General features: G+C 73.9%; 22 protein-coding genes. 17 read left to right on the forward strand and 5 right to left on the reverse strand.

All coding sequences use genetic code 11. The features are described from left to right. From DEF28_RS15065 to DEF28_RS15085, 5 genes are all read left to right on the forward strand, one after another. Positions 1 to 893, forward strand: an 893-nt coding sequence (locus tag DEF28_RS15065; protein ID WP_325049000.1) for a sugar phosphate isomerase/epimerase, incomplete at its 5' end; no start/stop codon positions are given. A 37-nt stretch (positions 894 to 930) separates the two neighbouring features. Continuing rightward, complete coding sequence (locus DEF28_RS15070; protein ID WP_114399970.1) at positions 931 to 1,926, forward strand: substrate-binding domain-containing protein; 996 nt, start codon at positions 931 to 933, stop codon at positions 1,924 to 1,926. After that, complete coding sequence (locus tag DEF28_RS15075; RefSeq protein ID WP_114399969.1) at positions 1,926 to 3,041, forward strand: ABC transporter permease; 1,116 nt, start codon at positions 1,926 to 1,928, stop codon at positions 3,039 to 3,041. Before DEF28_RS15070 ends, DEF28_RS15075 begins: the two co-directional genes overlap by 1 nt. Next, on the forward strand, positions 3,038 to 3,844 hold the full coding sequence (locus DEF28_RS15080) for an ATP-binding cassette domain-containing protein (RefSeq protein ID WP_114399968.1): 807 nt from the start codon (positions 3,038 to 3,040) through the stop codon (positions 3,842 to 3,844). The genes DEF28_RS15075 and DEF28_RS15080 overlap by 4 nt, the downstream gene beginning before the upstream one ends. Positions 3,845 to 3,947: 103 nt before the next feature. After that, a complete protein-coding gene (locus DEF28_RS15085) occupies positions 3,948 to 4,721 on the forward strand; it encodes an SDR family oxidoreductase (protein WP_114399967.1) in 774 nt (257 codons plus the stop codon). A 76-nt stretch (positions 4,722 to 4,797) separates the two neighbouring features. Here DEF28_RS15085 and DEF28_RS15090 read toward each other — a convergent pair whose 3' ends face one another. Then, positions 4,798 to 5,283 carry an LPXTG cell wall anchor domain-containing protein gene (locus DEF28_RS15090; RefSeq protein ID WP_114399966.1) on the reverse strand — a complete coding sequence of 162 codons (486 nt, stop codon included), beginning with the start codon at positions 5,281 to 5,283 and terminating at the stop codon, positions 4,798 to 4,800. Positions 5,284 to 5,697: 414 nt separating this feature from the next. Here DEF28_RS15090 and DEF28_RS15095 point away from each other — a divergent pair, with 414 nt between their 5' ends. The 4 genes from DEF28_RS15095 to DEF28_RS15110 are packed head-to-tail and all read left to right on the forward strand — an operon-like array spanning position 5,698 to position 9,820. Further along, positions 5,698 to 6,879, forward strand: a complete 1,182-nt coding sequence (locus DEF28_RS15095; RefSeq protein ID WP_114399965.1) for an ABC transporter ATP-binding protein — start codon at positions 5,698 to 5,700, stop codon at positions 6,877 to 6,879. Then, the gene (locus DEF28_RS15100) at positions 6,879 to 8,111 is read left to right on the forward strand and encodes a polyamine ABC transporter substrate-binding protein (RefSeq protein ID WP_114399964.1); all 1,233 of its coding nucleotides are present in this window, start codon (positions 6,879 to 6,881) and stop codon (positions 8,109 to 8,111) included. Before DEF28_RS15095 ends, DEF28_RS15100 begins: the two co-directional genes overlap by 1 nt. 6 nt (positions 8,112 to 8,117) lie before the next feature. After that, positions 8,118 to 8,969, forward strand: coding sequence for an ABC transporter permease (locus tag DEF28_RS15105; protein WP_233515316.1), 852 nt, complete (start codon positions 8,118 to 8,120; stop codon positions 8,967 to 8,969). After that, entirely contained in the window at positions 8,966 to 9,820 is an 855-nt protein-coding gene (locus tag DEF28_RS15110) for an ABC transporter permease (RefSeq protein WP_114399963.1), read from the forward strand. Before DEF28_RS15105 ends, DEF28_RS15110 begins: the two co-directional genes overlap by 4 nt. Positions 9,821 to 9,839: 19 nt before the next feature. Here DEF28_RS15110 and DEF28_RS15115 read toward each other — a convergent pair whose 3' ends face one another. Together DEF28_RS15115 and DEF28_RS15120 are read right to left on the reverse strand one after the other, a co-directional pair. Next, entirely contained in the window at positions 9,840 to 10,859 is a 1,020-nt protein-coding gene (locus DEF28_RS15115) for a sporulation-delaying protein SdpB family protein (RefSeq protein WP_114399962.1), read from the reverse strand. Further along, positions 10,856 to 11,467: an SdpA family antimicrobial peptide system protein gene (locus DEF28_RS15120; RefSeq protein WP_158562840.1), complete on the reverse strand. Its 612-nt coding sequence runs from the start codon at positions 11,465 to 11,467 to the stop codon at positions 10,856 to 10,858. Before DEF28_RS15120 ends, DEF28_RS15115 begins: the two co-directional genes overlap by 4 nt. A 1,209-nt stretch (positions 11,468 to 12,676) precedes the next feature. Between DEF28_RS15120 and DEF28_RS15125 the strand changes: the two genes are divergently transcribed. The 4 genes from DEF28_RS15125 (at position 12,677) to DEF28_RS15140 (ending at position 16,485) form a co-directional block, all read left to right on the forward strand. Continuing rightward, positions 12,677 to 13,666 carry an ABC transporter ATP-binding protein gene (locus tag DEF28_RS15125; protein ID WP_114399559.1) on the forward strand — a complete coding sequence of 330 codons (990 nt, stop codon included), beginning with the start codon at positions 12,677 to 12,679 and terminating at the stop codon, positions 13,664 to 13,666. Between the two features lie 49 nt (positions 13,667 to 13,715). Continuing rightward, on the forward strand, positions 13,716 to 14,561 hold the full coding sequence (locus DEF28_RS15130) for an ABC transporter permease (RefSeq protein WP_114399560.1): 846 nt from the start codon (positions 13,716 to 13,718) through the stop codon (positions 14,559 to 14,561). Positions 14,562 to 14,647: 86 nt separating this feature from the next. Then, the gene (locus DEF28_RS15135; RefSeq protein WP_114399561.1) at positions 14,648 to 15,883 is read left to right on the forward strand and encodes a sensor histidine kinase; all 1,236 of its coding nucleotides are present in this window, start codon (positions 14,648 to 14,650) and stop codon (positions 15,881 to 15,883) included. Next, entirely contained in the window at positions 15,880 to 16,485 is a 606-nt protein-coding gene (locus tag DEF28_RS15140) for a response regulator transcription factor (protein ID WP_114399562.1), read from the forward strand. Before DEF28_RS15135 ends, DEF28_RS15140 begins: the two co-directional genes overlap by 4 nt. A 288-nt stretch (positions 16,486 to 16,773) precedes the next feature. Here the strand turns inward: DEF28_RS15140 and DEF28_RS15145 are convergent, their stop codons facing one another. Beyond that, positions 16,774 to 19,020, reverse strand: coding sequence for a SpoIIE family protein phosphatase (locus tag DEF28_RS15145; RefSeq protein WP_233515317.1), 2,247 nt, complete (start codon positions 19,018 to 19,020; stop codon positions 16,774 to 16,776). Positions 19,021 to 19,431: 411 nt separating this feature from the next. Between DEF28_RS15145 and DEF28_RS15150 the strand changes: the two genes are divergently transcribed. From DEF28_RS15150 to DEF28_RS27575, 3 genes are read left to right on the forward strand one after another with little or no spacing between them, the layout of a single operon-like run. Beyond that, the gene (locus DEF28_RS15150; RefSeq protein ID WP_114399564.1) at positions 19,432 to 23,703 is read left to right on the forward strand and encodes a HAMP domain-containing protein; all 4,272 of its coding nucleotides are present in this window, start codon (positions 19,432 to 19,434) and stop codon (positions 23,701 to 23,703) included. 56 nt (positions 23,704 to 23,759) lie between these two features. Next, positions 23,760 to 24,401, forward strand: coding sequence for a response regulator (locus DEF28_RS15155; RefSeq protein WP_114399565.1), 642 nt, complete (start codon positions 23,760 to 23,762; stop codon positions 24,399 to 24,401). 49 nt (positions 24,402 to 24,450) lie between these two features. Further along, positions 24,451 to 24,615 carry a hypothetical protein gene (locus tag DEF28_RS27575; RefSeq protein WP_158562842.1) on the forward strand — a complete coding sequence of 55 codons (165 nt, stop codon included), beginning with the start codon at positions 24,451 to 24,453 and terminating at the stop codon, positions 24,613 to 24,615. A 39-nt stretch (positions 24,616 to 24,654) separates the two neighbouring features. On the opposite strand, the gene DEF28_RS15160 is transcribed toward DEF28_RS27575, so the two are convergent. Beyond that, positions 24,655 to 25,833, reverse strand: a complete 1,179-nt coding sequence (locus DEF28_RS15160; RefSeq protein ID WP_114399566.1) for a GAF domain-containing protein — start codon at positions 25,831 to 25,833, stop codon at positions 24,655 to 24,657. A gap of 163 nt (positions 25,834 to 25,996) precedes the next feature. On the opposite strand from DEF28_RS15160, the gene DEF28_RS15165 reads away from it, so the two are divergent. Continuing rightward, positions 25,997 to 26,725 (forward strand): GAF and ANTAR domain-containing protein (locus tag DEF28_RS15165; protein ID WP_114446158.1); only part of this gene is annotated, 729 nt, incomplete at its 3' end.

Below are 26,725 nucleotides of genomic sequence, written 5' to 3' on the forward strand. Positions count from 1 at the left end.
CGACCGCCCGAGGAGACACCCCGATGGCCACCCCCCGCATCGCCGGCGCCCCCATCTCGTGGGGCGTGTGCGAGGTGCCCGGCTGGGGGCACCAGCTGGCGCCCGAGACCGTCCTCGCGCAGATGCGCGCCGCCGGCCTCACCGCGACGGAGTTCGGGCCGGACGGGTTCCTGCCGGACCCGCCGGCCGCCAAGGCGGCGCTGCTCGCCGAACACGGGCTCGCGGCCGTCGGCGGCTTCGTCCCCGTGGTACTGCACGAGGCCGGGGCGGACCCGCTGCCCCACGTCGACCGCGCGATCGACGGCTTCCGGGCGGCCGGCGCCGACCTCCTGGTCCTGGCGGCCGCCACCGGCCGGTCCGGCTACGACGTCCGGCCCGAACTCGACGCCGCCCAGTGGGCCGTCCTGCTCGCCAACCTCGACCGCCTCGCCGCCCACGCCGCCGCGCGCGGGGTGACGGCCACCCTGCACCCGCACGTCGGCACCGTCGTCGAGACGGGAGCCGAGGTCGAACGGGTGCTGGAGGGCAGCGGCATCGCGCTGTGCCTGGACACCGGGCACCTGCTGGTGGGCGGCACCGACCCCCGGTCGGTCAGCCGCACGGCCGCCGGCCGGATCGCGCACACCCACCTCAAGGACGTGGACGGCGGCCTGGCGGAGCGCGTCTCGGCCGGCGCGCTGCCCTACAGCGCGGCCGTGGCGCGCGGCCTGTTCCGGCCGCTCGGGCGCGGCGACGCCGACATCGCGGGCATCCTCGGCGACCTGGCCGCGGCCGGATACGGCGGCTGGTACGTGCTGGAGCAGGACGTGATGCTGCCCGCCGCGCCCGAGGGCGAGGGACCGCTGGCGGATGTGCGCGCCAGCGCGGCCTTCCTCCGGGAGCACCTGGGATGACCGGCCACACGGGAACGGACTGGCGGAGGCGACGAGGATGGGACTGCAGCGAAGACGGCGCCGGTACGCGGCGCTGCTGGCCGGCGGGCTGCTGCTGCTCGCCGGATGTACGAACGGGCGGCCGGCGGAGGGCACGGCGGTCGGCGACACGGCACCGGTCCAGCCGGCCGACGCGCCGATCACCGTCGCGGTGGTCAGCCACAGCCGCGCGGGCGACTCCTTCTGGGACGTGGTGAAGAGCGGTGCCGAGGAGGCGGGCCGGCAGCAGGGAATCACGGTGAACTACGCGGGCGACGGCGACCCCACCCAGCAGAGCCAGCTCATCGACAACGCCGTCGCCCAGGGCGTCGACGGCCTGGTCGTCTCCATGGCCAACCCCGAGGGGGTGCGGGCGAGTGTGGAGGGGGCCGTCGCGGCGGGCATCCCGGTCATCACCATCAACGCCGGCATGGTCGAGTCGGCCGAGTACGGTGCCGTCACGCACGTCGGGCAGAGCGAGCGCATGGCGGGTGAGCAGGCCGGCGAGCGGCTGCGCGAGTCCGGCGTCACCGGGCTGCTGTGCGTCATCCACGAGGCCGGCAGCGTCTCCCAGGAGGAGCGGTGCGCCGGCGCCGCCGAGGGGTTCGGCGGCCCGGTGGAGAACATCCAGGTGGACATCTCCAACACCGCCGACGCGCGCGCCACCATCCAGAACAAGCTGATGTCCGACGACTCCGTGGACGGTGTGCTCACCCTCAACCCGGCCATCGCCACCAGCGCGCTCGGCGCGATCGGTGACGCCGGCTCCGACGCCGACCTCGCGACCTTCGACGTGTCGGCCGACATCGTGGAGGCCGTCCGGGCGGGGGACATGCTCTTCGCCATCGACCAGCAGCCCTACGCGCAGGGCTACCTCGGCGTGACCCTGATGGGGCTGAAGGTCCGCAACGGCAACGACGTCGGCGGCGGCCGGCCCGTCTACTCCGGCCCCGCCTTCATCACCGCGGACAACGCCGACCAGGTCGCCCAGTACGCGGAACGGGGGACCCGCTGATGGCCGGCACCACCACCTCCCCCGCGCCGGCCCCGGCGGCCGGGGTCCCCCGCGCCCCGCTGCGGGTCCGGGTGCTGCGCCGCCCCGAGGTCGGCGCGCTCGTCGCGGCGCTCGCCGTGTTCCTGTTCTTCTCGCTCGCCACCGACGCCTTCCTCACCCCCCGCGGCGTCGCCTCCTGGCTGGAGTCCGCGGCGCTCTTCGGCATCATGGCGGTCGCGGTGTCGATGCTCATGATCGGCGGCGAGTTCGACCTCTCCACCGGGGTCATGGTCGGCTCCACGGGGCTGCTCACCGGGGTGCTCGCCACGCACGCCGGGGTGAACCTGTGGATCGCCGTGCTCGCCTCCCTGGCGGCCGCACTCGCGGTGGGCTTCCTCAACGGCCTCATGGTCACCCGCACCGGCCTGCCGAGCTTCATCGTCACGCTCGGCACCTTCTTCATCCTGCAGGGGCTCAACCTCGCCCTCACCAAGGCCGTCACCGGCCAGGTGGCGGTCCAGGGCATGACCCAGGTGGCTGGGTTCTGGGACGCGCGCTGGCTGTTCGGCTCCAGCATGGCGGTCGGGCCCGCGGTGCTCGACGTCCCGATCCTGTGGTGGGTGCTGTTCACCGCCCTGTGCACGTGGGTGCTGCTGCGCACCCGGGCGGGCAACTGGATCTTCGCGGTCGGCGGCGACGCCAAGAGCGCCCGGCAGACCGGCGTTCCGGTGGTGCGCACCAAGATCGGCCTGTTCATGACGACGGCGTTCGCCGGGTGGCTGGTCGGGATGCTGTCGCTGTTCGGCACGACCACGGTCCAGGCGTCCACGGGCGTCGGGGTGGAGTTCGTGTACATCATCTGCGCCGTGGTCGGCGGCTGCCTGCTCACGGGCGGGGTCGGCTCCGCCCTCGGCGGCGCGCTGGGGGCGCTCATCTACGGCATGGCCTACCAGGGGATCGTGTTCGCCGGGTGGGACAACAACTGGCTGAAGGCGTTCCTCGGCGCGATGCTGCTGGCGGCCGTGGTCGTCAACACCTACGTCCGCCGGCGGGCCGAGACCGCCGGCGCGGCGAGCACCGAGCACACCGATCCCGCCGACGGCGGCGGACCGGCGGAAGGCGGTGAGCGGGGATGACCTCGCCAACGGAGGCCACCGCGGGCGGGAAGCCCGCCCTCGTCGAGGCACGCGGCGTCGGCAAGTTCTACGGCAACGTCCCCGCGCTGACCGACGTCAGCACCGCGGTCCGGGCCGGCCGGGTCACCTGCGTGCTGGGCGACAACGGGGCCGGCAAGTCCACCCTCATCAAGATCCTGTCCGGTGTGCACCGGCACGACCGCGGGGAACTCCTCGTCGACGGCGCGGCGGTCTCGTTCAGCGGGCCCCGCGAGGCACTGGACGCCGGTATCGCCACGGTGCACCAGGACCTCGCCATGGTGCCGCTGATGCCGATCTGGCGGAACTTCTTCCTCGGCTCCGAGCTGAGCCGCGGCCGCGGGCCGCTGCGCCGGCTCGACGTCGCGGCGATGCGCGCCACCACCCGCGCCGAACTGCTGCGGATGGGCATCGACCTGCGCGACGTGGACCAGCCGGTGGGCACCCTCTCCGGCGGCGAGCGGCAGTCGGTGGCGATCGCCCGTGCCGTCCACCTCGGCGCGCGGGTCCTGATCCTGGACGAGCCGACCGCCGCCCTGGGGGTCAGGCAGGCGGGCGTGGTGCTGCGCTACGTGGCGCGGGCGCGCGAGCTGGGCCTCGGCGTCGTGTTCATCACGCACAACCCGCACCACGCCTACCCCGTGGGCGACCGGTTCCTGCTGCTCAGCCGCGGGCGCAGCCTCGGCGAGTACGGCCGGGAGGAGATCGACCGCGCCGAACTCACCCGGCTCATGGCGGGCGGCTCCGAACTGGACGAGCTCGCCCACGAGCTCGACCGCGGGTGACCTGCGGTCCCGCACCGGGCCGCGTCCCCGCGGCCGGCCCGGGCCGGCCGTAGACCGAACGCGGTTCTGGTTACCGTGCCGACCGGTCGGTAGAGTGCGGCGCATGGAGCTGAATGGAGTGGCCGCCCTGGTCTCCGGCGGCGCGAGCGGGCTGGGCGAGGCGACCGTCAGGGAACTGGCCGCGGCGGGGGCCACCGTGGTCGTCGCCGACCTGAACTCCGAGCGCGGCACGGCGCTCGCCGAGGAGGTCGGAGGCGTCTTCGTGCGGACCGACGTCGCCGACGAGGGGCAGGTCGAGGCGGCGGTCCGGGCCGCCGAGGAGACGGGCCGGCCGCTGCGCGCGGCGGTCTCCTGCGCCGGTGTCGCCTGGGCGGCCCGCACGGTCGGGCGTGACGGCGCCCCGCACGACCTCGCCGCCTACCGCCGGGTCATCGACGTCAACCTGATCGGCACCTTCAACGTGCTGCGGCTGGCCGCCGCCGCCATGGGCCGCACCGAGCCGGTGAACGAGGACGGCGAGCGCGGCGCCATCGTCAACACCGCGTCGCTGGCCGGGATCGAGGGCCAGATCGGCCAGATCGCCTACGCCTCGTCCAAGGGCGGGATCATCGGGATGACGGTCCCGGCCGCCCGGGACCTCGCGGCGATCGGCGTGCGGGTCAACACCGTGGCCCCCGGCATCCTCGACACGCCCATCTACGGGCAGGGCCCGGAGGCCGAGGAGTTCAAGGAGCGGTTGGCGGCGCCGGTCCCCTTCCCCAAGCGGCTCGGGACGCCGGCCGAGTTCGGCCGGCTGGTCCGCGCGCTCATCGAGATCGGCTACGTCAACGCCGAGGTGGTCCGCATCGACGGCGGACTGCGCATGCCGCCGAAGTAGCCCGCCGGTACACGCCCGCACGGGCGGGACAACCGAGGTCGTCCCGCCCGCGCGGTCCGTATGGGCTGTGGTGCCGCTACAGCTCGGCTCCGGCCTCGCGCCGCCGGCGCATGGCCAGCATGAGGCCACCGCCGAGGACCGCCGTGCCGGCGGCCATGGCCGCGAGCACCTCGACCGGGGCGCCGGTGACCGGCAGCTGCTGGCCGACCTCCCCGCCGCCACCACCGCCTCCGCCGCCGGCTTCCTCTTCCTCGCCGCCGCCGCCGCCTCCGCCGCCGGCTGCGCCGCCGGCGCCGCCGCCGACGACCTCCTCCTCTTCCTCGACGGGGAAGCACTCGATGCCCTCGCCGCAGCCTTCGAAGCCCTCTTCCTCGAAGCCTTCCTCGTCTTCGAAGCCGTCGAAGCCCTCTTCCTCGCCGAACTCCTCCTCCTCGGAGACGAGGGCGATGTTGTCCAGCCGCACGACGTCAGCGGCGGCCCGGTCGCCGGTGGCCGCGTCCGCTGCCCAGGCGATCGACGTGCTGGGAATGAGCAGCGCAGCGGTGATCCCACCCACGGTCATCCCGAATGCAAGTTTCTGCAATTTCCCCTCCTAGTGGGCGAACGCCACGTCGGCGTTGTCCTGGTCCGGAGCCATATCGCGAAGATCGGACTCCGGTGCGTAATCAGTGAAACACGTGGCGTACCCGATTTCCGGGATATCCGCCCCGGATGTGTGCGTCGCGTCCGGTCTGCGTATATGGCGGGGCGATTCGGGCATGTCCAGCGGCGTGTTGCGTGTCGCCCCACGGCGTGTCACAGCGGGGCAACTCGGACTATCTGCGGGTTCCAGTCGCATCAGGCATCTGGTGCGGTGGTTCCGAGCCGTCCACCGGGGGCCGCACCGCCCGGATCAGGGCCGGTACCACCCTCGCTCCGGCGTTCCGGCGTGCGCTACGGTCTGGCAGGCGGCGCGACACGGACGGGGACGAGCACGATGGCAACCACCACCGACCCGGCGGCGGGCGCCCGGACGGCGGGCACCGCTTCGGACGGGGACGGACCCGCGATCGAGCTGGAGGGCGTCGCCAAGACCTACCGCGCGGGGCGGAGCACGGTCACCGCCGTGCGGCACCTCGACCTCGCGGTCGCGCCCGGCGAGTACTTCGCGGTCGTCGGCCCGTCCGGATGCGGCAAGACCACCACACTGCGGATGATCGGCGGGTTCGAGGAGCCGACGGCCGGCACCGTGCGGCTGGCCGGACGGGACGTCACCGGGGTGCCGCCGGACCGGCGCGACGTCAACACGGTGTTCCAGAGCTACGCGCTCTTCCCGCACATGAGTGTCGCCGACAACGTCGCCTTCGGACTGCGCCGCCGCCGGGTGCCGGCCGCCGAGGTCCGCCGCCGCGTCGGCGACATGCTCGACCTCGTCGAACTCACCGGCGTGGCCTCCCGGCGGCCCGGCCGGCTCTCGGGCGGCCAGCAGCAGCGGGTCGCGCTCGCCCGCGCGCTGGTCAACCGGCCCGGCGCGCTGCTGCTGGACGAGCCGCTGGGCGCCCTCGACCCGCTGCTGCGCCAGGCGATGCGGGCCGAGCTCAAACGCCTCCAGCGCGAGGTCGGCGCCACCTTCGTGCACGTCACCCACGACCAGGGCGAGGCGCTCGCCATGGCCGACCGCCTCGCCGTCATGGCCGGCGGGCGGGTGCGGCAGACCGGCGCTCCGGCCGAGGTCTACGAGCGCCCGGCCGACCGGTTCGTGGCCGGGTTCGTCGGAGCCGCCAACCTGCTCACCGGGACGGTGCGCACCAGCGCGGGCGGCGACGGGTACGCCGCCGTCGACCTGGACGGCGGCCAGCGGGTGCGAGCCGCGACGGCCGCCGGCCCCGGCGCCCGGATCGACCTCACGGTGCGCCCGGAGAAGATCCGGATCGCCGCCGCCGGGACCGAGGGACCGGACGGCGGCGCGAACCTGCTCCGCGGCACCGTGCGGGACGCCGTCTACCAGGGACCGGCCACCCACTACACCGTGCTGGTCGCGGGGGCCGGGGCGGCCGAGCCCGTCGAGCTCGTCGTCCATCGGCAGAACAGCGCGGCCGCCGGACCGGCCCTCCGCGTCGGCGCCGAGGTCCGGCTGACCTGGCCGCCGGAGCACTCCCACGTGCTGGGACCGGCCTGATGGAGCCCCGACCGTCGGCCGCCCTCGCCCTCGCCCGCGGCCTCGCCCGCGCCCGGATCGGGCGGCGCGGTGCCCTCGCGCTGCCCGCGCTGGCCGGGGCCGCCGCCGTGCTCGGCGGCTGCTCGATCCCCGCCCGCGAGCGGCCCGCCGTCGACCCGGGCGCCTACTGGGCGGACAAGCGGAGCAACGGGCGCCTGACGTTCGCCAACTGGCCGCTCTACATGGACCCCGACCGGACCCCCCTGGCCCGGTTCACCGAGCGCACCGGCATCCGGGTCGACTACCGGGAGACCATCCACGACACCCCGTCCTTCTTCGGGCAGATCCAGCCCCGGCTGGCCGGCGGCCACTCCGCCGGCTGCGACCTCATGGTGCTGACGAACGGCCGCGAGCTCAGCACCCTGCTGCGGCTCGGCTACCTCGCCCCGCTCGACCACGGCCTGCTGCCCGCCTTCACCGCGCACGGCGGCGAGAGCTACCGGCACGCCCCCTACGATCCCGGCAACGCCTACTGCCTGCCCTACGCGTCCGGCATCACCGGCATCGCCTACGACCCCGAGCGCGTCGGCCGCGAGATCACCGCAATCGCCGACCTGTGGGACCCGGCGTTCAGCGGCAGGGTCGGCATGATGCGCGACGCGCCGGAGATCGCCAACTTCGGGCTGCTGCTCAACGGCGTCGCGCCCGCCGAGTCGGCGCCGGCCGACTGGGACGCCGCCGCCGACCGGCTCCGCGAGCAGCGCGACGCCGGGATCGTCCGCGGCTACTACGAGCAGGACTACCTGCGGCCGCTGACCAGCGGCGACGTGTGGCTGTCGATGGCGTGGTCCGGCGACGTCTTCCAGCAGAACCTGGAGGAGGGCACGCGGCTCCGGTTCGTCATCCCGGAGGAGGGCGCGACCATCTGGACCGACAACATGGTGATCCCGATCACCGCCGAGAACCCGCTGGACGCGATCACGCTCATGGACTTCCTGTACGAGCCGGAGACCGCCGCCGGACTCACCGAGTACATCGCCTATGTGTCGCCGGTGCCCGAGGCGCGGGAGCTGATCCGCGAACGGGCCGACCGGGCGGACGGCGCCGAGGCCGCGCGGCTGGCCGAGCTGGCCGCGAGCCCGCTGGTCTTCCCGACCGAGGAGGACTACGCCCGGCTGCACTCCTACGTCACCCCGCCGGCCGGCGAGGACCAGGCGTTCACCTCCCGGTTCCTCGCCATCACCCAGGAGTAGGCCGGCGTGCGTCCGAGGGCGGTCCCCTACCTGCTCGCACTGCCGGCCTGGCTCTGGCTCGGCGTGTTCTTCGTGCTCCCGCTGTGCGGCATGCTCTCGGTCTCGCTCATGACCGGGGACCTGCTCAGCGGCTTCACCCAGACCTTCCACCTCGGCACCTACGCGGAGGCGGTGCAGCGCTACCGTGTCCAGCTGCTGCGCTCGCTGCTGTACGGCGGCTCGGCGACCCTGGTCTGCCTGGTGATCGGCTACCCGGTGGCGTACTGGATCGCCTTCCACGCCGGACGCTCCCGAGGCGGGTACCTGCTGCTCCTCCTGCTGCCGTTCTTCGTGTCGTTCGTCCTGCGGACGGTCGCCTGGCAGTTCGTGCTGGCCGACGACGGCGTCGTCCTCGGGACGCTCAAGGACGCCGGTCTGCTGCCGGAGGGCGCCCGGGTGCTCAACAGCGCGCCCGCCGTCGTCTTCGGCCTGGCCTACGCCTTCCTGCCGTTCATGGTGCTGCCGATCTACGCGGTCCTGGACCGGATGGACCGGCGGCTCGTGGAGGCGGCGCGCGACCTGTACGCGGGACGCGCGGCCGCGTTCCTGCGCGTCGTGCTGCCGTACTCGCTGCCGGGGGTGTCCGCGGGCGTCCTCATGACGTTCGTGCCGGCCAGTTCCGACTACGTCAACGCCGCGGTCCTCGGCGGCCCCGGTACCACCATGATCGGCAACGTCATCCAGACCCAGTTCCTGGTGAACAACGCCTACCCGACCGCCGCCGCCCTCACCTTCACCCTCATGGCGGTGCTGCTCCTCGGCATCCTCGGCTACGCCCTGGCCGCCGGGACCGAGCGCATGGCGGGCGGGCGCGGATGAGCGGCGCGACGCCTCCGGAGCCGGAGACCCCCGCGGGCCCGCCCGCGCCGCCGGGCCGGCGCGTGCCCCGGCGCCGGCTCCGCGCGCCCGACTGGGGAAGGTACGCGACCTGGGCGGTGCTGTGCTGGCTGTTCACCCCGATCGCCTTCATGGCGCTGTTCGGCTTCAACGACATCTCCGGCCGGCAGAACGTCGCCTGGCAGGGCTTCACGCTGCGGTGGTACGGCCAGGTGTTCAGCTACCCCGACCTGACCGCGGCCCTGCTCACCACGGCGGTCGTCGGGGTGCTGACGATGCTCGTCTCCGGCGTGGTCGGCGGCCTGCTCGGCCTCGCCCTGGGCCGGTACCGGTTCCGCGGCCGGGGGGCCACCAACCTGGTGCTGTTCGCGGCGGTCTGCGCACCCGAGGTCGTCACCGGCGCCGCGCTGCTGTCACTGTTCCTCACCCTCAACATCGCGACCGGCCTCGCGGCCGTCGTCCTCGCGCACGTGATGTTCACCGTGTCCTACGTCGCCATCACGGTACGGGTACGGGTCATGACGCTGGACCCCCGCCTGGAGGAGGCGGCGCGGGACCTCGGTGCCGGGCCGTGGACGACGTTCCGGCTGGTGACCCTGCCGGCGCTGCTCCCGGCCGTCACCGCCGGCGGCCTGCTCGCGCTGGCCCTGTCGGTGGACGACTTCGTCATCACCTCCTTCGTCCGCGGCGACGCCACCACCTTCCCGCTGTGGGTGTGGGGAGCCACCCGGGTCGGGATACCGCCGCAGGTGAACGTGATGGGCACGCTCATCTTCGCGACGGGGGTGCTGCTCGCCGTCGGCAACGTGCTGCTGGCGCGCCGCCGGCGGTGAGCCCGGCTGCCCGGTCCCCTCAGCGCGGCGCCGGCGCACCGGCGGCGGAACCGGGCGGGTCCGCGGCGCGCGGGACCCCTCCGCCGCCGCCGGTGCGCGGCCGGGAGCGGCGCGGCCAGCGGGGCACCGGATCACCGGGCCGGACCAGGTAGAGGACGACGGCCGCGACCATGATCAGCGAGAACCCGGGCAGGCCCAGAACGACCGCGATCGCGGCGTGCAGCCCGACGCCGAGCGGCAGCGCGATCCGCCGCCAGCTGTGGTGCGCGAACAGGCACCACGCCAGCAGGAACTCCACCGCCAGGGTGCCCCAGGTGGCGCCGAGGACGGCCGGCCCGCCGGCCAGCACCCACCCGGCCGGCTCGCGCAGGTGGTCCGGCACGCCGAACGGCGGATGCATCGCCCAGTACCAGACCGCCGATCCGTCCCGCCACTCGGGAACGTCGAGCTTCGCGACACTCGACTGGAGGTAGACCACGCACACCTGCACCCAGACCAGCACCAGTCCGAGGTGCGCGGCCACCCGGGCGGCCGGGGACACCGCCTGCGGAGCCGGGGCGGACTGCCAGTGCCAGCGGCGCGGGTCCGTGAGCAGGACCGGCAGCAGCCCCAGGGCGACGTCGGCCGCGACCTGGTCGCCGCCGTCCACGACGCTGGTGGCGGAGCAGAAGGAGAACGCCACCCACCAGTGCGGCAGGGCGGTGAGGCGCGGGCGCCACCCCGCGGCCACCAGCAGCAGGACGGCCACGCAGGCCCAGCGGGCGGGCTCCAACCACCCCGCGGGCACCACGCAGAACAGCCCGACGGCCCCGGCGAGCCCGTCGCAGATCCGGCCCTCGGGGCGCGCCGGGGTGACGAGGAACAGCTGCTCCACGGGGGTGGCGGCGATGCTCATGGCGCTGCCCAGCGCCATGAGCGTGCGGGCCAGGCCGGTGACGGGGTTGTGCGGCGAGTAGCGGAGCATGTGGCGGATCCGCTCGTCCCGCCAGCGGGCCAGCGGCCCGGCGGCCGCGGGAGCGTCCGGTGCGGGCAACGTCATCCCCCCTGCGGCGACGCTGGGCAGCCGACGTGCAGGATCTTCAGACTCGGCGGCATCTCCTCGGTCGTCCGCGCCCGGTCCCACGGCACGGGCTCCTGGCGGACCAGCGCCACAGGGCCGCAGAACCGCGGCTCCGAGCCGCCCGCCGGGACGGACGCCACCGGCGCCGACTCGTCCGGCAGGCAGGCCGCGACCGACGCGCGGTCGCACGGCGTCCACGCCGCGTCACGCGACTCCCATGCCAGTGACTGGATCTCGTGGCGCTCGGTGCGGGTCGTGCGGTCCAGGCCGAACAGCCGGCGGGGCTCGCCGCCGGAGGAGCTGGAGACCCGCCGCCATTCGCCGTCCACCTGCTGGTAGACGAGAAGGGCGGGCTCGCGGGGACTGCCCGTGAAGAACGCCCACCCCTGCGGTGCCAGTTCGCCCACCAGCCGCAGCGGGCCGCCGCCCGCCGCCACCGTGTTGGGCACCGAGGCCAGCAGGACGAGCAGCACGAGCGCGACCACCGCCGCACCCCCCAGGGTGAAGGCCCGCCGAGCGGCGGGGGAGGGCTCCCCGCCCTCCGCCGCCACTCCCCGCGGCGCCCCGATCCGCGGCTCGCCGCTCACCGCCCCGGCCCTTCGGCACGGCGGTCCGGCGCCCGGCCGCCGTTCCCAGCGACGGCCGCGGCCGGACAGCGGCCGGCCGCCACCCCCTCGTGCCCCGACCCCGCGCCGGTACGCCAGGTGCGCACCCTCCGCGTGGCGGGCCGGCTCGGGTCCGTGGGCGCGGCGGCGGTGCGGCCGCGGGGCCGGAGGGGCTGCGGCACCTCGCCGGATCCGGTGGCGGCCCGGGTGCGGTGCCGGGCTGACGCGCTGCTCCGTCCGGCGGAGGGCCCGCGTCGGCGGAACCGGGCCGGCGCGGTGCCGTTCGGGCCGGCCGCGCCCATCCGCCGCAGGCGTTCGGTGGTCGTGCTGGAGAGCGGCGGGGAAGTGCCGATGAGCTCAGCGTTCACCGGTTCTGGGCCGGTGCGCCAGGTGGGTCCCGCCGGGGCGGTGGGCCGGGCCGTGACCGTGGCGGCGGCGCGGTCGCGGGGTCGGGGGCGCCGCCGTACCCCGCCGAGGGCCGTGGCGGCCCGCGGGTGGTGCCGGCGCAAGGGGCCGCTGACGGGCGGCCCGGCCGCCGCGCGGATGCGCTCCGGCCGTGCGGCCGTGCCGGGCACCGCCGGGGGCGGAGCGCCCCGCCGCGCCTCCCCGGGGACGGGGGCCGCCTGGGCGCGGGGCCCGGCCGCCGCGCCAGGTCGCCCGGGCCGAGCGGGCCGCCCGGCGTCCGCGGTGGGGAGCGCCGGGGCGGCCCCCGTGCTCGCGCGGCCGCGCGGCGCGTCCCGGACCGCTCCGCTCCGGCGGCCCACCGCGGGGTCCTCCGGCGGCCCGGCATGCTCCGGGGCAGGGGGGCGCGTGGCGGCGCACATGAGCGGTCCCCCGCCTCGCCGGGAGACCGGGTGCGGGGCGCGCGGGAGCGGAATGGTCACTGCGGTAGTCGCCTTCGTGGCTTCGGTGGGGAGCGGGAACCCGTGCCGTCGAGCCGTTTCCGGTGTTCGTGCCGACCGATCCGGAGGATCCGGTCGCGTGTGCGCGACCGGCGGTGTCCGGGCCGTCAATTGTGCCATCGCCGCCGGGCGGCCGCCTCGGGGCGAGCCGCCCGGAGCCGCCGGCCCCCGGACCGGTCCGCACGTCCGGGCCTCATGACAGATGTCATCGTCCCGGCCGCGACATCTCATGCCCGACCGGTGACAGCGGCGGCTACCGCGGCAGGCCGCGCTCGCGGAGCCTGGAGGTATGAGCACCGCACCCCCGCCCGCCGGCACGGCGGCGATCGACGAGCCCGCGATCAGCGTCCGCGACCTCCGCCAGACCTACGGCGACTTCGAGGCGGTCCGCGGTATCTCCTTCGATGTCAGCCCCGGCGAGCTGTTCGCGCTGCTCGGTACCAACGGCGCGGGCAAGACGACGACCGTGGAGACCCTGGAGGGGTTCCGCCGCCCCGCCTCCGGTGCCGTCCGCGTCCTCGGGCTGGACCCCTACGGCCAGCCCGCGGCACTCCGGGACCGGGTGAACGGCGTGCTCCAGCACAGCGGGATGTTCGCGGAGCTCACCGTCGCCGAGACCCTCGACCTCGCCCACGACCTCGCGGCCGCCCCCCGGGGCCGGGCCGAGGTGCTGGACATGGTCGGCCTCGCCGACCGAGCCGACGTCGCCGTCCGCTCCCTCTCCGGCGGCCAGAAGCGCCGCCTCGACCTCGGTCTGGCGGTGCTGTCCCGGCCGGAGGTGCTCTTCCTCGACGAGCCCACCACCGGTATGGACCCCGAGGCCCGCCGCGGCACGTGGAGCATCATCGGCGAGCTCGTGGCCGAGGGCGTCGCGGTCCTCCTCACCACGCACTACCTGGAGGAGGCGGAGCGCCTGGCCGACCGGCTCGCCATCATGCACCGCGGGCGCATCCGGGTCGCCGGCACGCTCGGCGGCGTCCTGGACGGGTGGGGCGACCGGATCCGGTTCCGGCTGCCCGCCGATGTGCGCACCGAGGAACTGCCCGACCTGCCCGCCGCCGCCCCCTCCGTGGAGGTCCGCGACGCGGTGCCGTGGGTCGTCTACACGGTCAACGGCGCGGCCACCGCGGACCGCGCCCACCGTGCCATGGGGGCCCTGCTGAGCTGGGCCGACGGGCGCGGCGTCCGGCTGGAGCGCCTGGAGCTGCGCGGCGCCTCGCTGGAGGAGGTCTTCCTCGGCGTGGCCGACGAGACCGCCGCCGACCCGGTCGGCGCCTGACCCGCCCGCCGCCGTCCCGATCCGTTCCGACAGCAGGAGAACTCCCGCCATGACCGCCTCCGCCACCGAACCGGCGCCCCGACGGACCGCCCGCCGACGGGTCGGGCCGGTACGTCAGGCCCTGCGCCTGACCCGCACCGAGTTCGTGCTCTTCTACCGGTACCGCATGGCGCTCTACGTCGCGCTGCTGCCGGTCGCCTTCCTGCTGCCCGCGTTCGCCGCCGAGGGCGCCGAACTCTGGCCCGGCGTGGACGCCGTCGCCTACTCCCTGGCCGGGGCGTTCCCCCTGGCCGCCATGACGGTCGGCATCGTGCACGTCTCCAACGTCTACGCGGCCCGCCGCGAGGAGATGGTGCTGAAGCGGTTCCGGCTCAGCGGGGTCGCCCCGGCGGCGCTGTTCGGCGCGACCACGCTGTCGGTCCTGGGGGTCGTCGCCGTCCAGTCGGTCCTGGCCGCGGTGCTCATCGCCGCGATGTTCGGCACCCTGCCGGCGGATCCGGTGCTGCTGGTGCTGTCGATCGTGCTCGTCACCGTGGTGATGGCGCAGCTCGGCGCCGTCCTGTCCAGGTTGGCCCGTAACGCGGAGAGCGCCCAGATGATCAGCATGATCCCGTTCTTCGGGCTGCTGATGAGCAGCGGCCTCTACCTTCCGGCCGAGATGCTGCCCGACGCCGCGGCCGCGGCGCTGCGGCTGCTCCCGATGGCGCCAGCGGTCGAGCTCGCTCGCGGTGCCTACTTCGGCCGCGACGTCTTCGGCGGGGCGGACGGCGCCGCCGCGCCGGGGCTCGACCTGTGGTTCGCGGCGGCCCCCGCCCTGCTGACCCTGCTCGCCTGGACGGCGGCCGCGATCCTGCTGCTCCGCCTCGTCCGGTGGGACCCGCGCCAGGCACGGTAGCCGAGCACGTCCGGCGGCGGACCGCGCGGGCGCGGGTCCGCCGCCGGCGCCGTTACCCTGGCCTGGCAGCACCCCGAAGGAGCGAGATGACAGAGCGGCCCGGACCCAGCGCGGCCATGAGCCGTCCCGTGGTGCGCCGGCTCCGCCTGGCGCGCAGGATCGTCATCGGGTCGTTCGCGGTCGCCGTGGTGATGATCCCGGTGTTCAACGCCGCCTCGGCGGTCAGCGTGGCGGCGAACGGCCACCGTTCGCGCGAGGTCGCGGTCCTCGGCTTCCTGCTCTCCGTACTGCTCGGCTGGCAGTGCCTGCGCATGGTGCACCACCGCCTGCGCCTCCGTGCGGCGCGCTCGGAGTCCGCGTTCTGGTCCTCCCTGGGCCTGCTGCTGGCCGTGGCCGCGTGCATGGACCTCGAATTCCTCACGCTGATGACCGGTGGGCTGTGGTGGTCCGTCGCCGTTCTCGTCGCCCCCCGCCGCCGCATGGCCGTGGTGAGCGTGCTGCTGCTCGCGCTCCCGTGGGTGCGGTACGCCACCTTCGACGAGCGCGACTTCTGGCTGATGTCCGTCATCTGGGGCATCACGGTGGTCTGGGCGCCGATCATGCTGCTGGCCAACCACGCCGTCCTGCTGCTGTGGGACGTCGCCAACGAGGCGCACGCCGCGCGCGAGGCCCAGGCGCGGCTGGCCGTCTCCGAGGAGCGGCTGCGCTTCGCCCGGGACCTGCACGACCTGCTCGGGCACAGCCTGTCCGGCGTCGCGCTCAAGAGTGAACTCGCGGCCCGGCTGGTCCGGCGCGATCCCGAGCGCGCGGTCGCGGAGATGGCCGAGGTGCAGCAGGTGGCCCGGGAGGCGCTGCGCGAGGTGCGTGCCGTGGTGAGCGGCTACCGGGAGGTGGACCTCCCGGCCGAGCTCGCCGGTATCCGCGCGGTGCTCTCGGCCGGCGGGACACGCTGCACGGTGACGGGCGTGGACGCCGACGTCACCCCCGAGCAGGGCACCACCCTGGCCTGGGTGGTCCGCGAGGGCGCCACGAACGTGCTCCGGCACAGTTCGGCCCGGCGCTGCGACATCACCCTCGTCCGGGAGGAGCGGGCGGTCGTCGCCGAGATCTTCAACGACGGCGTGCGGCGCGGAACGGAGGGGGTCCGCTACGGCAACGGACTCACCGGGCTGACGGAGCGGGTCGCCGCGGCCGGCGGCACGCTGTCCGCCCGCCCGGTGCCCGACGGCTTCCTGCTGCGGGCGGTGCTGCCGGCCGACCCGGCCAACCCGCACCCGGGCCGGCCGCGGGCCGAAGTGGACGGAAGCGGGGTGGCCGCGTGATCCGCATCGTGCTGGCCGACGACGAGCGCCTGGTGCGCGGCGCCATCGCCGCGCTGCTCGGGCTGGAGGACGACCTGGAGATCGTCGCGGAGGTCGGCCGCGGCGACGAGGTGCTGCCGGCGGTGCGCGACCACGGTGCCGACATCGCCGTACTGGACGTGGAGATGCCGGGCGGCACCGGGCTGGAGACCGCCGCCCGGCTGCGGGAGGAGGCCCCCTCCTGCGCGGTCCTCATCCTCACCAGCTTCGGCCGCCCCGGCTACCTGCGCCGCGCCCTCGCTGCCGGCGCGCGCGGGTTCCTGGCCAAGGACGCACCGGTCGACCAGCTGGCCGGAGCCATCCGCCGGGTGCACGCCGGCGGCCGCTACATCGACACGGAACTGGCCGTCACGGCGATGACCTCGGGCGACAGCCCGCTGACCGCCCGCGAGGCCGATGTCCTGCGCGCCGCCGCCGACGGCGCCTCGGTCGCGGCCATCGCCCGCACCCTGCACCTGAGCGCGGGAACGGTCCGCAACTACCTGTCCAACGCCATCAGCAAGACGGGCGCGGACAACCGGATCTCGGCCATCCGCACGGCGGAGGAGATGGGGTGGCTGTGAGCCCCCTGGGCGGGGTGCCGAGCCCGGGAGCCCCGCGGCGGACACACTGCTGACCACCCCGCCCGTGCGACCACCCCGTCCATGGGCCCGCCCGCGCCGGTCATGGCGGCGGTCCGGCGCCCGGCCCCCGAACGGGGACGCGGGCCGCGCGGCCCACGGTGAGCGGATCGGGGAGCGGACCCGCGGTTCCCGCCGTTCTCGGCGGCACACGGCTCGCGACCTCCGCGCCGCCGGCCCTCGCCGCCGGGCACGCAGCGGCTCCACTGAGCCCCGCCCCTCGGGGGGAGGTCACACGAACCGCAGCACCAGCATGGCCGTGTCGTCGGTGTGCCCGCCGGGGGCGAACTCCTCCAGGTCGCGGTCGATGCGCGAGATCACCGCCTGCGCGGTCAGACCGGAGCAGCCGGAGAAGATCTTCAGCAGCCCCTCGTCGCCGAGCATGTCGTTGTTGTTCCGGCGCTCCGTGACGCCGTCGGTCACCGCGAGCAGCACCTCGCCCGAGGCGACCTCGATGGTCTCCGTGAAGAACTCCACGTCCTCGAACGCGCCGAGCAGCGGCTGCGAGGTGCCCAGCGGCTCGACGTCGCCGTCGCGGCGCAGCCGCATCGGCAGCGGGTGGCCCGCCGAGACCAGGCGGATCCGCATGCCGCCGGCACCGCCCTCCGGGCCGCTGATCGGCGTCATCTCGCCGTACAGCATGGTGAGGAACCGGGTGGAGGTGTTCTCGTCCAGGATCGCGAGGTTCAGCCGCCGCATGATGTGGTCCGGCGGGAACCCCTCGCGGGCGAGGGCGCGCAGGGTGTGCCGGGCCAGTCCGGTGACCGCCGCGGCCTCCGGGCCGGTGCCGCAGACGTCGCCGATGGCGAAGCACCAGCGGCCGTCGGTCGCGAACAGGTCGTAGAAGTCGCCGCCCACCACCGTCCGCTCGTCGGCCGGGCGGTAGAACACGGCGTGGTCGACGCCCGGGATCCGCGGCTCCTTCTCCTTGGCGGGCAGCAGGCTGCGCTGCAGCGCCTCGCTCATGGAGGTCTGGTTGGAGTACAGCCGCGCGTTCTCCAGCGCCGACGCCACCCGCTGCGCCAGGTCCTCGGCGACGTTCACGTCCTCGCGGGTGAACTCCTCGGGCGGCTCCTTGCCGATGGTCAGCCGGCCCAGGACCCGGCCCCGGCCGACGAGCGGCATGCTGATCGCCGGGCTCTCCGCGAGCTCCAGGCTCAGCTCGTCGTCGAGGGAGACCGCCGCGAGCATGGCCGGGGACCACAGCGGCGCGGGCTCGCGCTGCTCCTGCGGCGGGAGCGCCGTCACCAGGTTGCGGAGCACGTCGGTGTAGTTCTCGTTCGAGTGCGTGACGTAGGTGAGGCGCGACATCCCGAGCTCCGTCGTGGTGTGCACCACGCACCACTTGCCGAGCCGCGACGTGGTGAGCTGCGCCGCGAGCGCCGCCGTCATGCGCTCGTCCAGCGTGCCCGCGAGCATGTCGCTGGCCTCGGCGAGGAAGCTCAGCGACGCGCGCCGGGCCAGCTCCACCTCGGCCAGCCGGGCGCGCTCCACGGGGAGGGCGATGCGGTCGGCGCCGTCCTGCAGCCGCTTGGCCGCGGTGCTGCCGAAGTGCCGGATCCGCCGCGAGGCGACGCCGATGAGGCCGGTGATCCGGCCGTCCACGATCAGCGGTGCGGTCACCAGGGAGCGCATCCCGGCGGCGGCCAGCCGCCCCCGGTGCGCCCGCGCGATCGCCAGGTCGTCGTTGATCACCGGACCGGGCTCGGGCGCCGCCGAGGGGAAGGTCTCCTCGGTGCGGCTGCGGAACCGCCGCCACGGCCCGCCGGTCAGCCCGACACCGGCGCGCATCTCCCAGTCGGTCTCGTCGGTGGTGGCCAGCGCGATGTAGGCGGCGTCCCCGCCCAGCGCGGTCCGCGCGTACTCGACCGTCCGGTCCAGCAGCTGGTCCAGCGGGAGCCGCGCCGACAGCGCGGTGTCCAGCGGCGCCCACGGGTTCGACCGGCTCGGGCGCCGGCCGCGCCGCAGCGGAAGCGGCGGGGCCAGCGACGGGCGGTCGGCGGCCGGCGCCGGCTCCGCGGCGGCCGCCGGGCCCTCCGCGGCGCCGGAGTCGTCGGCGGGCTCCTCGTCCTCGATCCGGAACCACACCGCCTTGTCGTCCTTGCTGTAGCTCACGCCCCAGGTCGACGCGATGGCGCCCGCGAGCGCGAGGCCCAAGCCCCCGCTGCGGGCGTTCTCGGTGGAGGGCGAGACGTCGACCGCCAGCGGCCCCGCCTTCGGGACCGCGCGCTCCGGCACCCGGTCGGCCACCACCACCTCGACGGCGCCCGGCAGGCGGCGCAGGGTGAGTTCGAGCGTGGTCTCGGCGTGGATGACCGCGTTGGTCACGAGCTCGCTGACCAGGAGGACGATGTCGTCGGACTCCCGGTGGACGTTCCAGTCGCGCAAGGTGTCGCGGACGAACAGCCGAGCCTCGCCCGCGGTCTCGGGGGCGGCGGAGAACTGCTGGCGAGCGACCTTCATCGCGTCGTGTGGCATCGTGAAGTCATACGGTTTCTCTGAGTATGGGACAGGGTATGCGGGTCGCACGTCGGCGTGGTCACCCAGCTCCCCCGTCTGGCCGTTCTTGCGGACCCGGCGATGCGCCGTACTCCCTCATGGGTCATGGAGAGGGTCACCCCATGGGTCGTGGAGGGAACACAATCATGATGTCAGAACGTCCACCTATTGAGCAGCCCAGCCAATTAACGTAATGCACCGTGGTTCACCTCTTGTGGGTGGAATCTCCGGCGCCGCCGCCGTGCTGTGGGAGACACGCGCGGCGGATCCGCCGGCGGTGCGGCGGGAATCACCCCCGGCCGGCAGCGCGGAATCGTGTTCGGACGGGGCGGCGCCCCTCCTCGTCGCGGAAGCGGGGAGAGATCGGCGACCACAAGCGGAGGAGGGGAAATGGCGACCAGCACACCGACGGCGGACGACGCGAAGCTCGACGAACTGCTCGACGCTCTCTACAGCGTGCGGGACGGCGATTTCAGCGTTCGGCTGAACGCCCGAGCCGCCGAGGGCAAGTACGGCGAGATCGCCGCCGTGTTCAACCAGGTGCTCGACCACTGCGAGCAGCTCAGTGACGGGCTGCAGCGCGTCGGCGAGGTGGTGAGCACGGAGGGGCGCCTCACACAGCGCGTCTCCGTGGTCCCGGCCAAGGGCGCCTGGGGCAAGAGCGTCGCCTCCCTCAACCAGCTCCTCGACGAGGTCAGCGAGCCGATGACCTCGGTCGCGCAGATGCTCGACGCGGTCGCCAACGGCGACCTCTCCCAGCGGGTCGACCTCAACAGCCGGCACGGCCGGCTGCACGGCGACCTGCTCCGCCTCGCCACCTCCGTGAACCGGATGGCCGACCAGATGTCCGGGTTCACCGTGGAGGTGACCCGGGTGGCCCGCGAGGTGGGCACGGAGGGCAAGCTCGGCGGCAGCGCCCGCGTCGAGGGCGTCTCCGGCGCCTGGCGCGACGTCACCGAGGCCGTCAACCAGATGGCGGCGCGGCTGACCGCCCAGGTGCGCGACATCTCCACCGTCACCGTCGCGGTGTCGCGCGGCGACCTGAGCCGCAAGGTCACGGTCGACGTGCAGGGCGAGATGCTCCAGCTCAAGGACACCGTCAACACCATGGTGGACCAGCTGTCGACGTTCGCCGACGAGGTCACGCGCGTGGCCCGCGAGGTGGGCACGGAGGGCAAGCTGGGTGGCCGGGCCAACGTCAAGGGCGTGTCGGGCATCTGGAAGGACCTGACGAACAACGTCAACTCCATGGCCGACAACCTCACCAACCAGGTGCGCGACATCTCGCAGGTGACGACGGCCGTCGCGCGCGGCGACCTGAGCCGCAAGGTCACGGTCGACGTGCAGGGCGAGATGCTCGCCCTGAAGAACACGGTGAACACCATGGTCGACCAGCTCGACTCCTTCGCCGACGAGGTGACCCGGGTGGCCCGCGAGGTGGGCACGGAGGGCAAGTTGGGCGGCCGGGCCAACGTCAAGGGCGTGTCGGGCATCTGGAAGGACCTCACCGACAACGTCAACTCCATGGCGAACAGCCTCACCTACCAGGTCCGCAACATCTCCCAGGTCACCACCGCGGTCGCCCGCGGCGACCTGACCAAGAAGATCACCGTGGACGCCCAGGGCGAGATGCTCCAGCTGAAGGACACCGTCAACACGATGGTCGACCAGCTGGACTCGTTCGCCGACGAGGTCACCCGCATGGCGCGCGAGGTGGGCACCGAGGGCAAGCTGGGCGGCCAGGCGCACGTGCGCGGGGTCTCCGGGGTCTGGAAGGACCTCACCGACAACGTCAACTCCATGGCCAACAACCTCACCCACCAGGTCCGCCAGATCGCGGTCGTCACCACCGCGGTGGCACGCGGCGACCTCACGAAGAAGATCGCGGTCAACGCCAAGGGCGAGATCCTGGAGCTGAAGGACACCATCAACGTGATGGTGGACCAGCTCTCGGCGTTCGCCGACGAGGTGACCCGGGTGGCCCGCGAGGTGGGGACCGAGGGCAAGCTGGGCGGCCGGGCCAACGTCAAAGGCGTGTCGGGCATCTGGAAGGACCTGACCGAGAACGTCAACTCGATGTCGCACAACCTGACCTCGCAGGTGCGCAACATCTCGCAGGTGACGGCGGCGGTGGCCGCCGGCGACCTGAGCAAGAACATCACGGTCGACGCCCAGGGCGAGATGCTGGAGCTGAAGGACACGATCAACACCATGGTCGCCCAGCTGTCGACCTTCGCCCTGGAGGTGACCCGGGTCGCCCACGAGGTGGGCAGCGAGGGCCAGCTCGGCGGCCAGGCGAAGGTGGACGGTGTCTCGGGCACCTGGAAGCAGCTCACCGACAGTGTGAACGAGCTGGCCCGCAACCTGACCACCCAGGTGCGCGCGATCTCCTCCGTCGCCAGCGCCGTGACCCGCGGCGACCTCACCCAGTCCATCCAGGTCGAGGCGAGCGGCGAGGTCGCCACCCTCAAGGACAACGTCAACCTGATGGTCGCCAACCTGCGCGAGACGACCGCCGCGCAGCGCGACGAGGACTGGCTGAAGAGCAACGTCGCCCGCATCTCCGGGCTGATCCAGGGCCACCGCGACCTCAACGACCTCGCCCGGCTGATCATGACCGAGCTGACGCCGCTGGTCGAGGCCCAGCACGGTGCCTGCTTCCTCCCCGAGGACGAGAACGACGAGGGCACCTTCCGCCTGTACGCCGGCTACGGCTACCAGCCGGCCGAGCCGCGCCGGCGGGTCCGCTCCGGCACCGGGCTCGCCGGCGAGGTGATCGCGCAGAAGCGGGAGGTGATCCTGCAGCGGGTCCCCGGCGACTACGTCACCATCGAGTCGGGCCTCGGCGCCGCGCCACCGCTCAGCCTCGCGATCTTCCCCATCCTGTCGGACGACCGCGTGCTCGGCGTCATCGAGCTCGCCTCCTACAGCGAGTTCCGCGAGATCCACATCAACTTCCTGCGCCAGCTCGTCGGGCTGCTCGGCACCACGATCAACACCATCCTGGCCAACTCCAAGACGGAGTACCTGCTGGCGCAGTCGCAGCAGCTGACCACCGCCCTGCAGGAGCGGTCCAACGAACTGCAGCGCCAGCAGGAGGAGCTGCGGCGCAAGAACGCCGAGCTGCACAGCAAGGCCGGGCAGCTGGCCAGCCAGAACCGCGCGATCGAGCTGCAGAACCGGCAGATCGAGCGGGCCCGCCGCTCCCTGGAGGACCGCGCCCACCAGCTCCAGGTGTCCTCGAAGTACAAGTCCGAGTTCCTGGCGAACATGTCGCACGAGCTGCGGACACCGCTGAACAGCCTGCTCATCCTGGCGCGGCTGCTGGCCGACAACACCGAGCAGAACCTCACCTCCAAGCAGGTCGAGTTCGCGCAGACCATCCACAAGGCGGGCAGCGACCTGCTGCAGCTCATCGACGAGATCCTCGACCTGTCCAAGGTCGAGGCGGGGCGCATGGAGGTCAGTCCGGCCGACGTCTCCATCAGCCAGCTGGTCGACTACGTCGAGGCGGCGTTCCGCCCGATGGCCAGCGACAAGGGGCTGGCGTTCGCGGTCGAGGTGTCGCCGGACATTCCCAACTACCTGTGGACCGACGAGCAGCGGCTCCAGCAGGTGCTGCGCAACCTGCTCTCCAACGCCGTCAAGTTCACCAACACCGGCGAGGTCCGGCTGCTCATCGAACCGGCGTGGGCGCTCGACGGCGCCGACCTCGACACCTTCGGCGAGAACGAGGAGATCATCGCGTTCTCGGTGGCCGACACCGGGATCGGCATCCCGCACGACAAGCTGCAGGTGATCTTCGAGGCGTTCCACCAGGGCGACGGCGGCACCAGCAGGCGCTTCGGCGGGACCGGCCTGGGCCTGTCCATCAGCCGCAACATGGCCGAGCTGATCGGTGGCGAGATCCGGGTGCAGAGCACGCTCGGCGAGGGCACCACGTTCACGCTGCTGCTCCCGGTGCGGCTGCCGGAGAGCCCGAACGCGCGGATGGAGGAGTCCGTCGCTCCGTCCCCCGGCGCCGCATCGGCCGGGCCGGCCAGGATCGAGCCGTTCACCGGCCTGGAGGCGCTGTCCGAGCTCGCCCCCGCCGACGCCGACGAGTTCGACGACCTCGACGACCTGGAGCCGGTCGAGGCACCGGAGCCGGTTCCGGCGCTGCGCGAGCCCGCGCCGGCGCCGGAGGGCGGGGACACGGCGGCCACCGGCGCCCGCACCGATCCCGAGCGCGACGCCGTGCTGGAGGGGCGGCGGGTGCTCATCGTGGACGACGACATCCGCAACGTCTTCGCGCTGACCAGCGCGCTGGAGGCGCACGGCCTAGAGGTGCTCTACGCCGACAACGGGCACGCCGGCATCGACAAGCTGGAGAGCAACGAGGACATCGCGCTCGTGCTCATGGACATCATGATGCCCGAGCTCGACGGCAACGCCACCACCCGCGCCATCCGCGAGATGCCGCAGTTCGCCGACCTCCCGATCATCTCCCTCACGGCCAAGGCGATGCAGGGGGACCGGGAACGCAGCCTGGACGCCGGGGCGTCGGACTACGTGACCAAACCGGTCGACCTCGACCATCTGCTGGACGTCATGCGGACGTGGTTGGATCGGAGTGCCGCCGGCGAGATCAGCGGCGGCCGGCCGGATCGGACGACGGAGTGAGGACCAACGAGCGGCCGGCCGGTGCGGGCCGGCCGAGAAGAGAGTGAGCAGCAGACGTGCCCCACAAGGCCAACATCCTCCTCGTCGACGACCGCGACGACAACCTCACCGCCCTGGAGGCGATCCTCACCTCGCTCGACCAGAACCTGGTGCGGGCCAGCTCCGGTGAGAACGCCCTCAAGGCGCTGCTGGAGGACGACTTCGCGGTGATCCTGCTGGACGTCATGATGCCGGGGATGGACGGTTTCGAGACCGCCGCCCACATCAAGCAGCGGGAGAAGACCAAGGACGTCCCGATCATCTTCCTCACCGGCGCCGGAATCGACCGGCACCAGGTGTTCCGCGGCTACGCCTCCCGGTCCATCGACTACCTGACCAAGCCGTTCGACCCGTGGGTGCTGCGCGCCAAGGTCGAGGTGTTCGTGGAGCTCTACCACACCAAGCAGCAGCTGCGGGAGCAGTCGCGGATGCTGCGCCGGGAGCTGAGCGAGGAGACGGGAGGCGCCTCCACGCGCTCGGTGGTCGCCGACCTCGCCAAGCGCGTCGCCGAGATCAACACGAGCCTCGAACTGCTGCGCAAGCGGCTCGTGAACGAGGAGCGCGAGTCCGACAGCCAGACGGTCGCGGCCGTCCGCGACCTCGACCGCTCGGTCGCCCAGCTCACGACCCTGGTGGAGGCGATGCGCGGTCCGGTCTGATCGGCGCGTGCGGCGGCGCGGCCGGAGGCATGGGCCCTACGCTGGGCCCATGGATATCGCGATCGTGTGCCTCGACTGCCTGGGGACCGGATTCCGGGTCACCGTGGTCGGCTACGCCGGCGACGACGCGACCGGGGAGATGGTGGTGCCGCGCAAGTGCCGCGGCTGCGACGGCAGCGGCCGGGTCCGCACCTCGGGGTGGTCGGACGGGTGAGCCGGCGCCGACGGTTGCCTGGCCGCGCGGGCGCGTGCGTCAGGCCGTCGGAGGCGGCGGCAGCGCCAGGCCGATGTGCTCCCCGATCTCCTCGATCAGCCCCAGGTCCGCGAGGCGGAACGACCCCCGGTTGCTGCGGCGGAGCAGGGTGAGCGCGCCGCGCACCCCCCGGCTGCCGCGCAGCGGAACGCTGAGCAGTGAGCCCGCACCGAGCGCGCTCAGGATCGGGACGCCGTCACCGCTCCGGCCGAGCAGCCCCTCGTCCTCGATGAGCTGGTGGAGCACCGACTGCCCGCTGGTCAGCACGTCGCCGGGCACCTCCGAGGCGAGCGGGTCCAGCGCGGCCACCAGGGCGCGGTCGGAGTCGCCGCGCGGGCCGGCCACGACGGCGCGGCGCGTGCCGCGCGGATCGTTCGGCAGGTCGCACACGTCGACGATCACCAGGTCGGCGTAGGAGTCGGCGAGCAGCGCCGCAGCGTCGTCCAGCGCGAGCGGCCGACCGGCGCCGCCGGGGCCCGCGCTGCGCAGCAGCAGGCGGGTCATGCGGGTGAGGACGTCGAGGCGGCGCGCGGCGAGGACCACCACCTGGTCCTCCACCTCCGGCTCCAGGGGCGCGGGGCCCTCGTCGCCGCTGTCGCGCAGCGGGGGCGACATCACCACGAGCACCAGCGGGTTGGCCTCCGTCGGCACGTCCAGCCGGGACAGCGTGAGGTGGATGTCCTCGGCCCACCCCCGGCGCGCCAGCCGGGAGTCGAAGGACGCGGGCTCGCCGCCGCGCAGCACGGCCGCCAGCCATGACCGCATGGCGGCCCGGCGCCGCAGGTCCACGAAGATCGAGAACGGCTTGCCGGTGAGGTAGCCGCTGGTGCTGCCCAGCCGCTCCGCGCCGATGGCGTTGATCCGCCGGATGTAGCCCTCGTGGTCGAGGAGCACGACCGGTACGCTGAGCTCGGTGAACACGGTGCGCAGGACCGCGCGCTCGTCGTCGGCGGCCGGCCGGCGGGGCGCTGCGGCACCGGTGTCAGCCGCCTCGGCCGCCAGCCGCTCCCGGACCTCGCCCAGGAGCTGCTCGGCGAACCCGAGCTCGGCGAGAGCCGCCTCGGCGGTGCCGGCGGCGTCGCCGGGGTAGGCCGTGTGGGCGGCGCGCAGCGCGGCTGCCCGCTCACCCAGTTCGGCGATCTCGCGTTCGAGGTCGGCCAGGTCGTCCCGCTCCGGCAAGCTGTTGGCTCCTGACTTCGCGTCGGTGTCCGCCGGCCGGTGAATCCGCCGGTCGGGTCCTGTTTCAGACGGTAACGCATACTCCGCCACCGAAGTTCTGCCATTACCGTGGAGTGTCGGCGCAGTCCGACGCAGCGGCGCACGGGGGAGGCGGACGACGGCCATGCCGACATGGATTGAACGGCTGGCGCGCGAGATCGGTGCCCTCGGGCAGAGCGAGGCCAGCTCGCCCGAACGCGCGCTGGACCAGATGAGCGTGGCCGCGGCCCGCGGGGTCCCCGGCTGCTCGGCGGCGCTCGTGGTGATCTGGCGCGACGTCCGGCCCGGCGACGGCGAGGACGCGGCGGTGGCCGGCCGGCACGTCGTGGTGGACTACGGGGCGTCGCACTCCGACCTCGCCAACGCCTTCGAGCACCAGTACGCCACCGACGAGGGCCCGACGGTGCAGGCGGTGCGCGGGGGGCGGCCGGTGACAGTGGCGGACGTGCTGCGTGAGGACCGCTGGCCGCGCTACACCAGTATGGCCGTGCAGTGCGGGGACCGCTCCTCCGTGACCTACCCGTGCGCGCTGGGGGAGGACGTCGTGACCTTCGGCGTGCACTCCGGCCGGGCCGACGCCTTCGACCACGCGGTGGTCGCCCCCCTGGTGGCGCTGCTGGCCGAGCACGCCGCCATGGCGCTGCACAGTGCCGGCCGCTACACCGACGTCGCCCGCGAGGCCGCGCACATGCGCCGCGCCATGAACGCGCGCGGGGTGATCGACCAGGCGAAGGGCATCATCATGCACGCCAAGGGCTGCGGCGCCGCCGAGGCGTTCGAGGAGCTGCGCCGGGTGGCCCAGCGCAACCGGATGAAGGTCGCCGAGGTGGCCCAGCGGCTCGTGGCGGAGAAC

Source organism: Marinitenerispora sediminis (assembly GCF_003336425.1).
Taxonomy (GTDB): Bacteria; Actinomycetota; Actinomycetes; order Streptosporangiales; family Streptosporangiaceae; genus Marinitenerispora; species Marinitenerispora sediminis.

Bases quoted from the DNA above. Each gene is read 5' to 3' on its own strand.
- DEF28_RS15070 (WP_114399970.1), top strand. From the start codon at position 931: ATGGGACTGCAGCGAAGACGGCGCCGGTACGCGGCGCTGCTGGCCGGC.
- DEF28_RS15075 (WP_114399969.1), top strand. From the start codon at position 1,926: ATGGCCGGCACCACCACCTCCCCCGCGCCGGCCCCGGCGGCCGGGGTC.
- DEF28_RS15080 (WP_114399968.1), top strand. From the start codon at position 3,038: ATGACCTCGCCAACGGAGGCCACCGCGGGCGGGAAGCCCGCCCTCGTC.
- DEF28_RS15085 (WP_114399967.1), top strand. From the start codon at position 3,948: ATGGAGCTGAATGGAGTGGCCGCCCTGGTCTCCGGCGGCGCGAGCGGG.
- DEF28_RS15090 (WP_114399966.1), bottom strand. From the start codon at position 5,283: ATGACCGTGGGTGGGATCACCGCTGCGCTGCTCATTCCCAGCACGTCG.
- DEF28_RS15095 (WP_114399965.1), top strand. From the start codon at position 5,698: ATGGCAACCACCACCGACCCGGCGGCGGGCGCCCGGACGGCGGGCACC.
- DEF28_RS15100 (WP_114399964.1), top strand. From the start codon at position 6,879: ATGGAGCCCCGACCGTCGGCCGCCCTCGCCCTCGCCCGCGGCCTCGCC.
- DEF28_RS15110 (WP_114399963.1), top strand. From the start codon at position 8,966: ATGAGCGGCGCGACGCCTCCGGAGCCGGAGACCCCCGCGGGCCCGCCC.
- DEF28_RS15115 (WP_114399962.1), bottom strand. From the start codon at position 10,859: ATGACGTTGCCCGCACCGGACGCTCCCGCGGCCGCCGGGCCGCTGGCC.
- DEF28_RS15125 (WP_114399559.1), top strand. From the start codon at position 12,677: ATGAGCACCGCACCCCCGCCCGCCGGCACGGCGGCGATCGACGAGCCC.
- DEF28_RS15130 (WP_114399560.1), top strand. From the start codon at position 13,716: ATGACCGCCTCCGCCACCGAACCGGCGCCCCGACGGACCGCCCGCCGA.
- DEF28_RS15135 (WP_114399561.1), top strand. From the start codon at position 14,648: ATGACAGAGCGGCCCGGACCCAGCGCGGCCATGAGCCGTCCCGTGGTG.
- DEF28_RS15145 (WP_233515317.1), bottom strand. From the start codon at position 19,020: ATGCCACACGACGCGATGAAGGTCGCTCGCCAGCAGTTCTCCGCCGCC.
- DEF28_RS15150 (WP_114399564.1), top strand. From the start codon at position 19,432: ATGGCGACCAGCACACCGACGGCGGACGACGCGAAGCTCGACGAACTG.
- DEF28_RS27575 (WP_158562842.1), top strand. From the start codon at position 24,451: ATGGATATCGCGATCGTGTGCCTCGACTGCCTGGGGACCGGATTCCGG.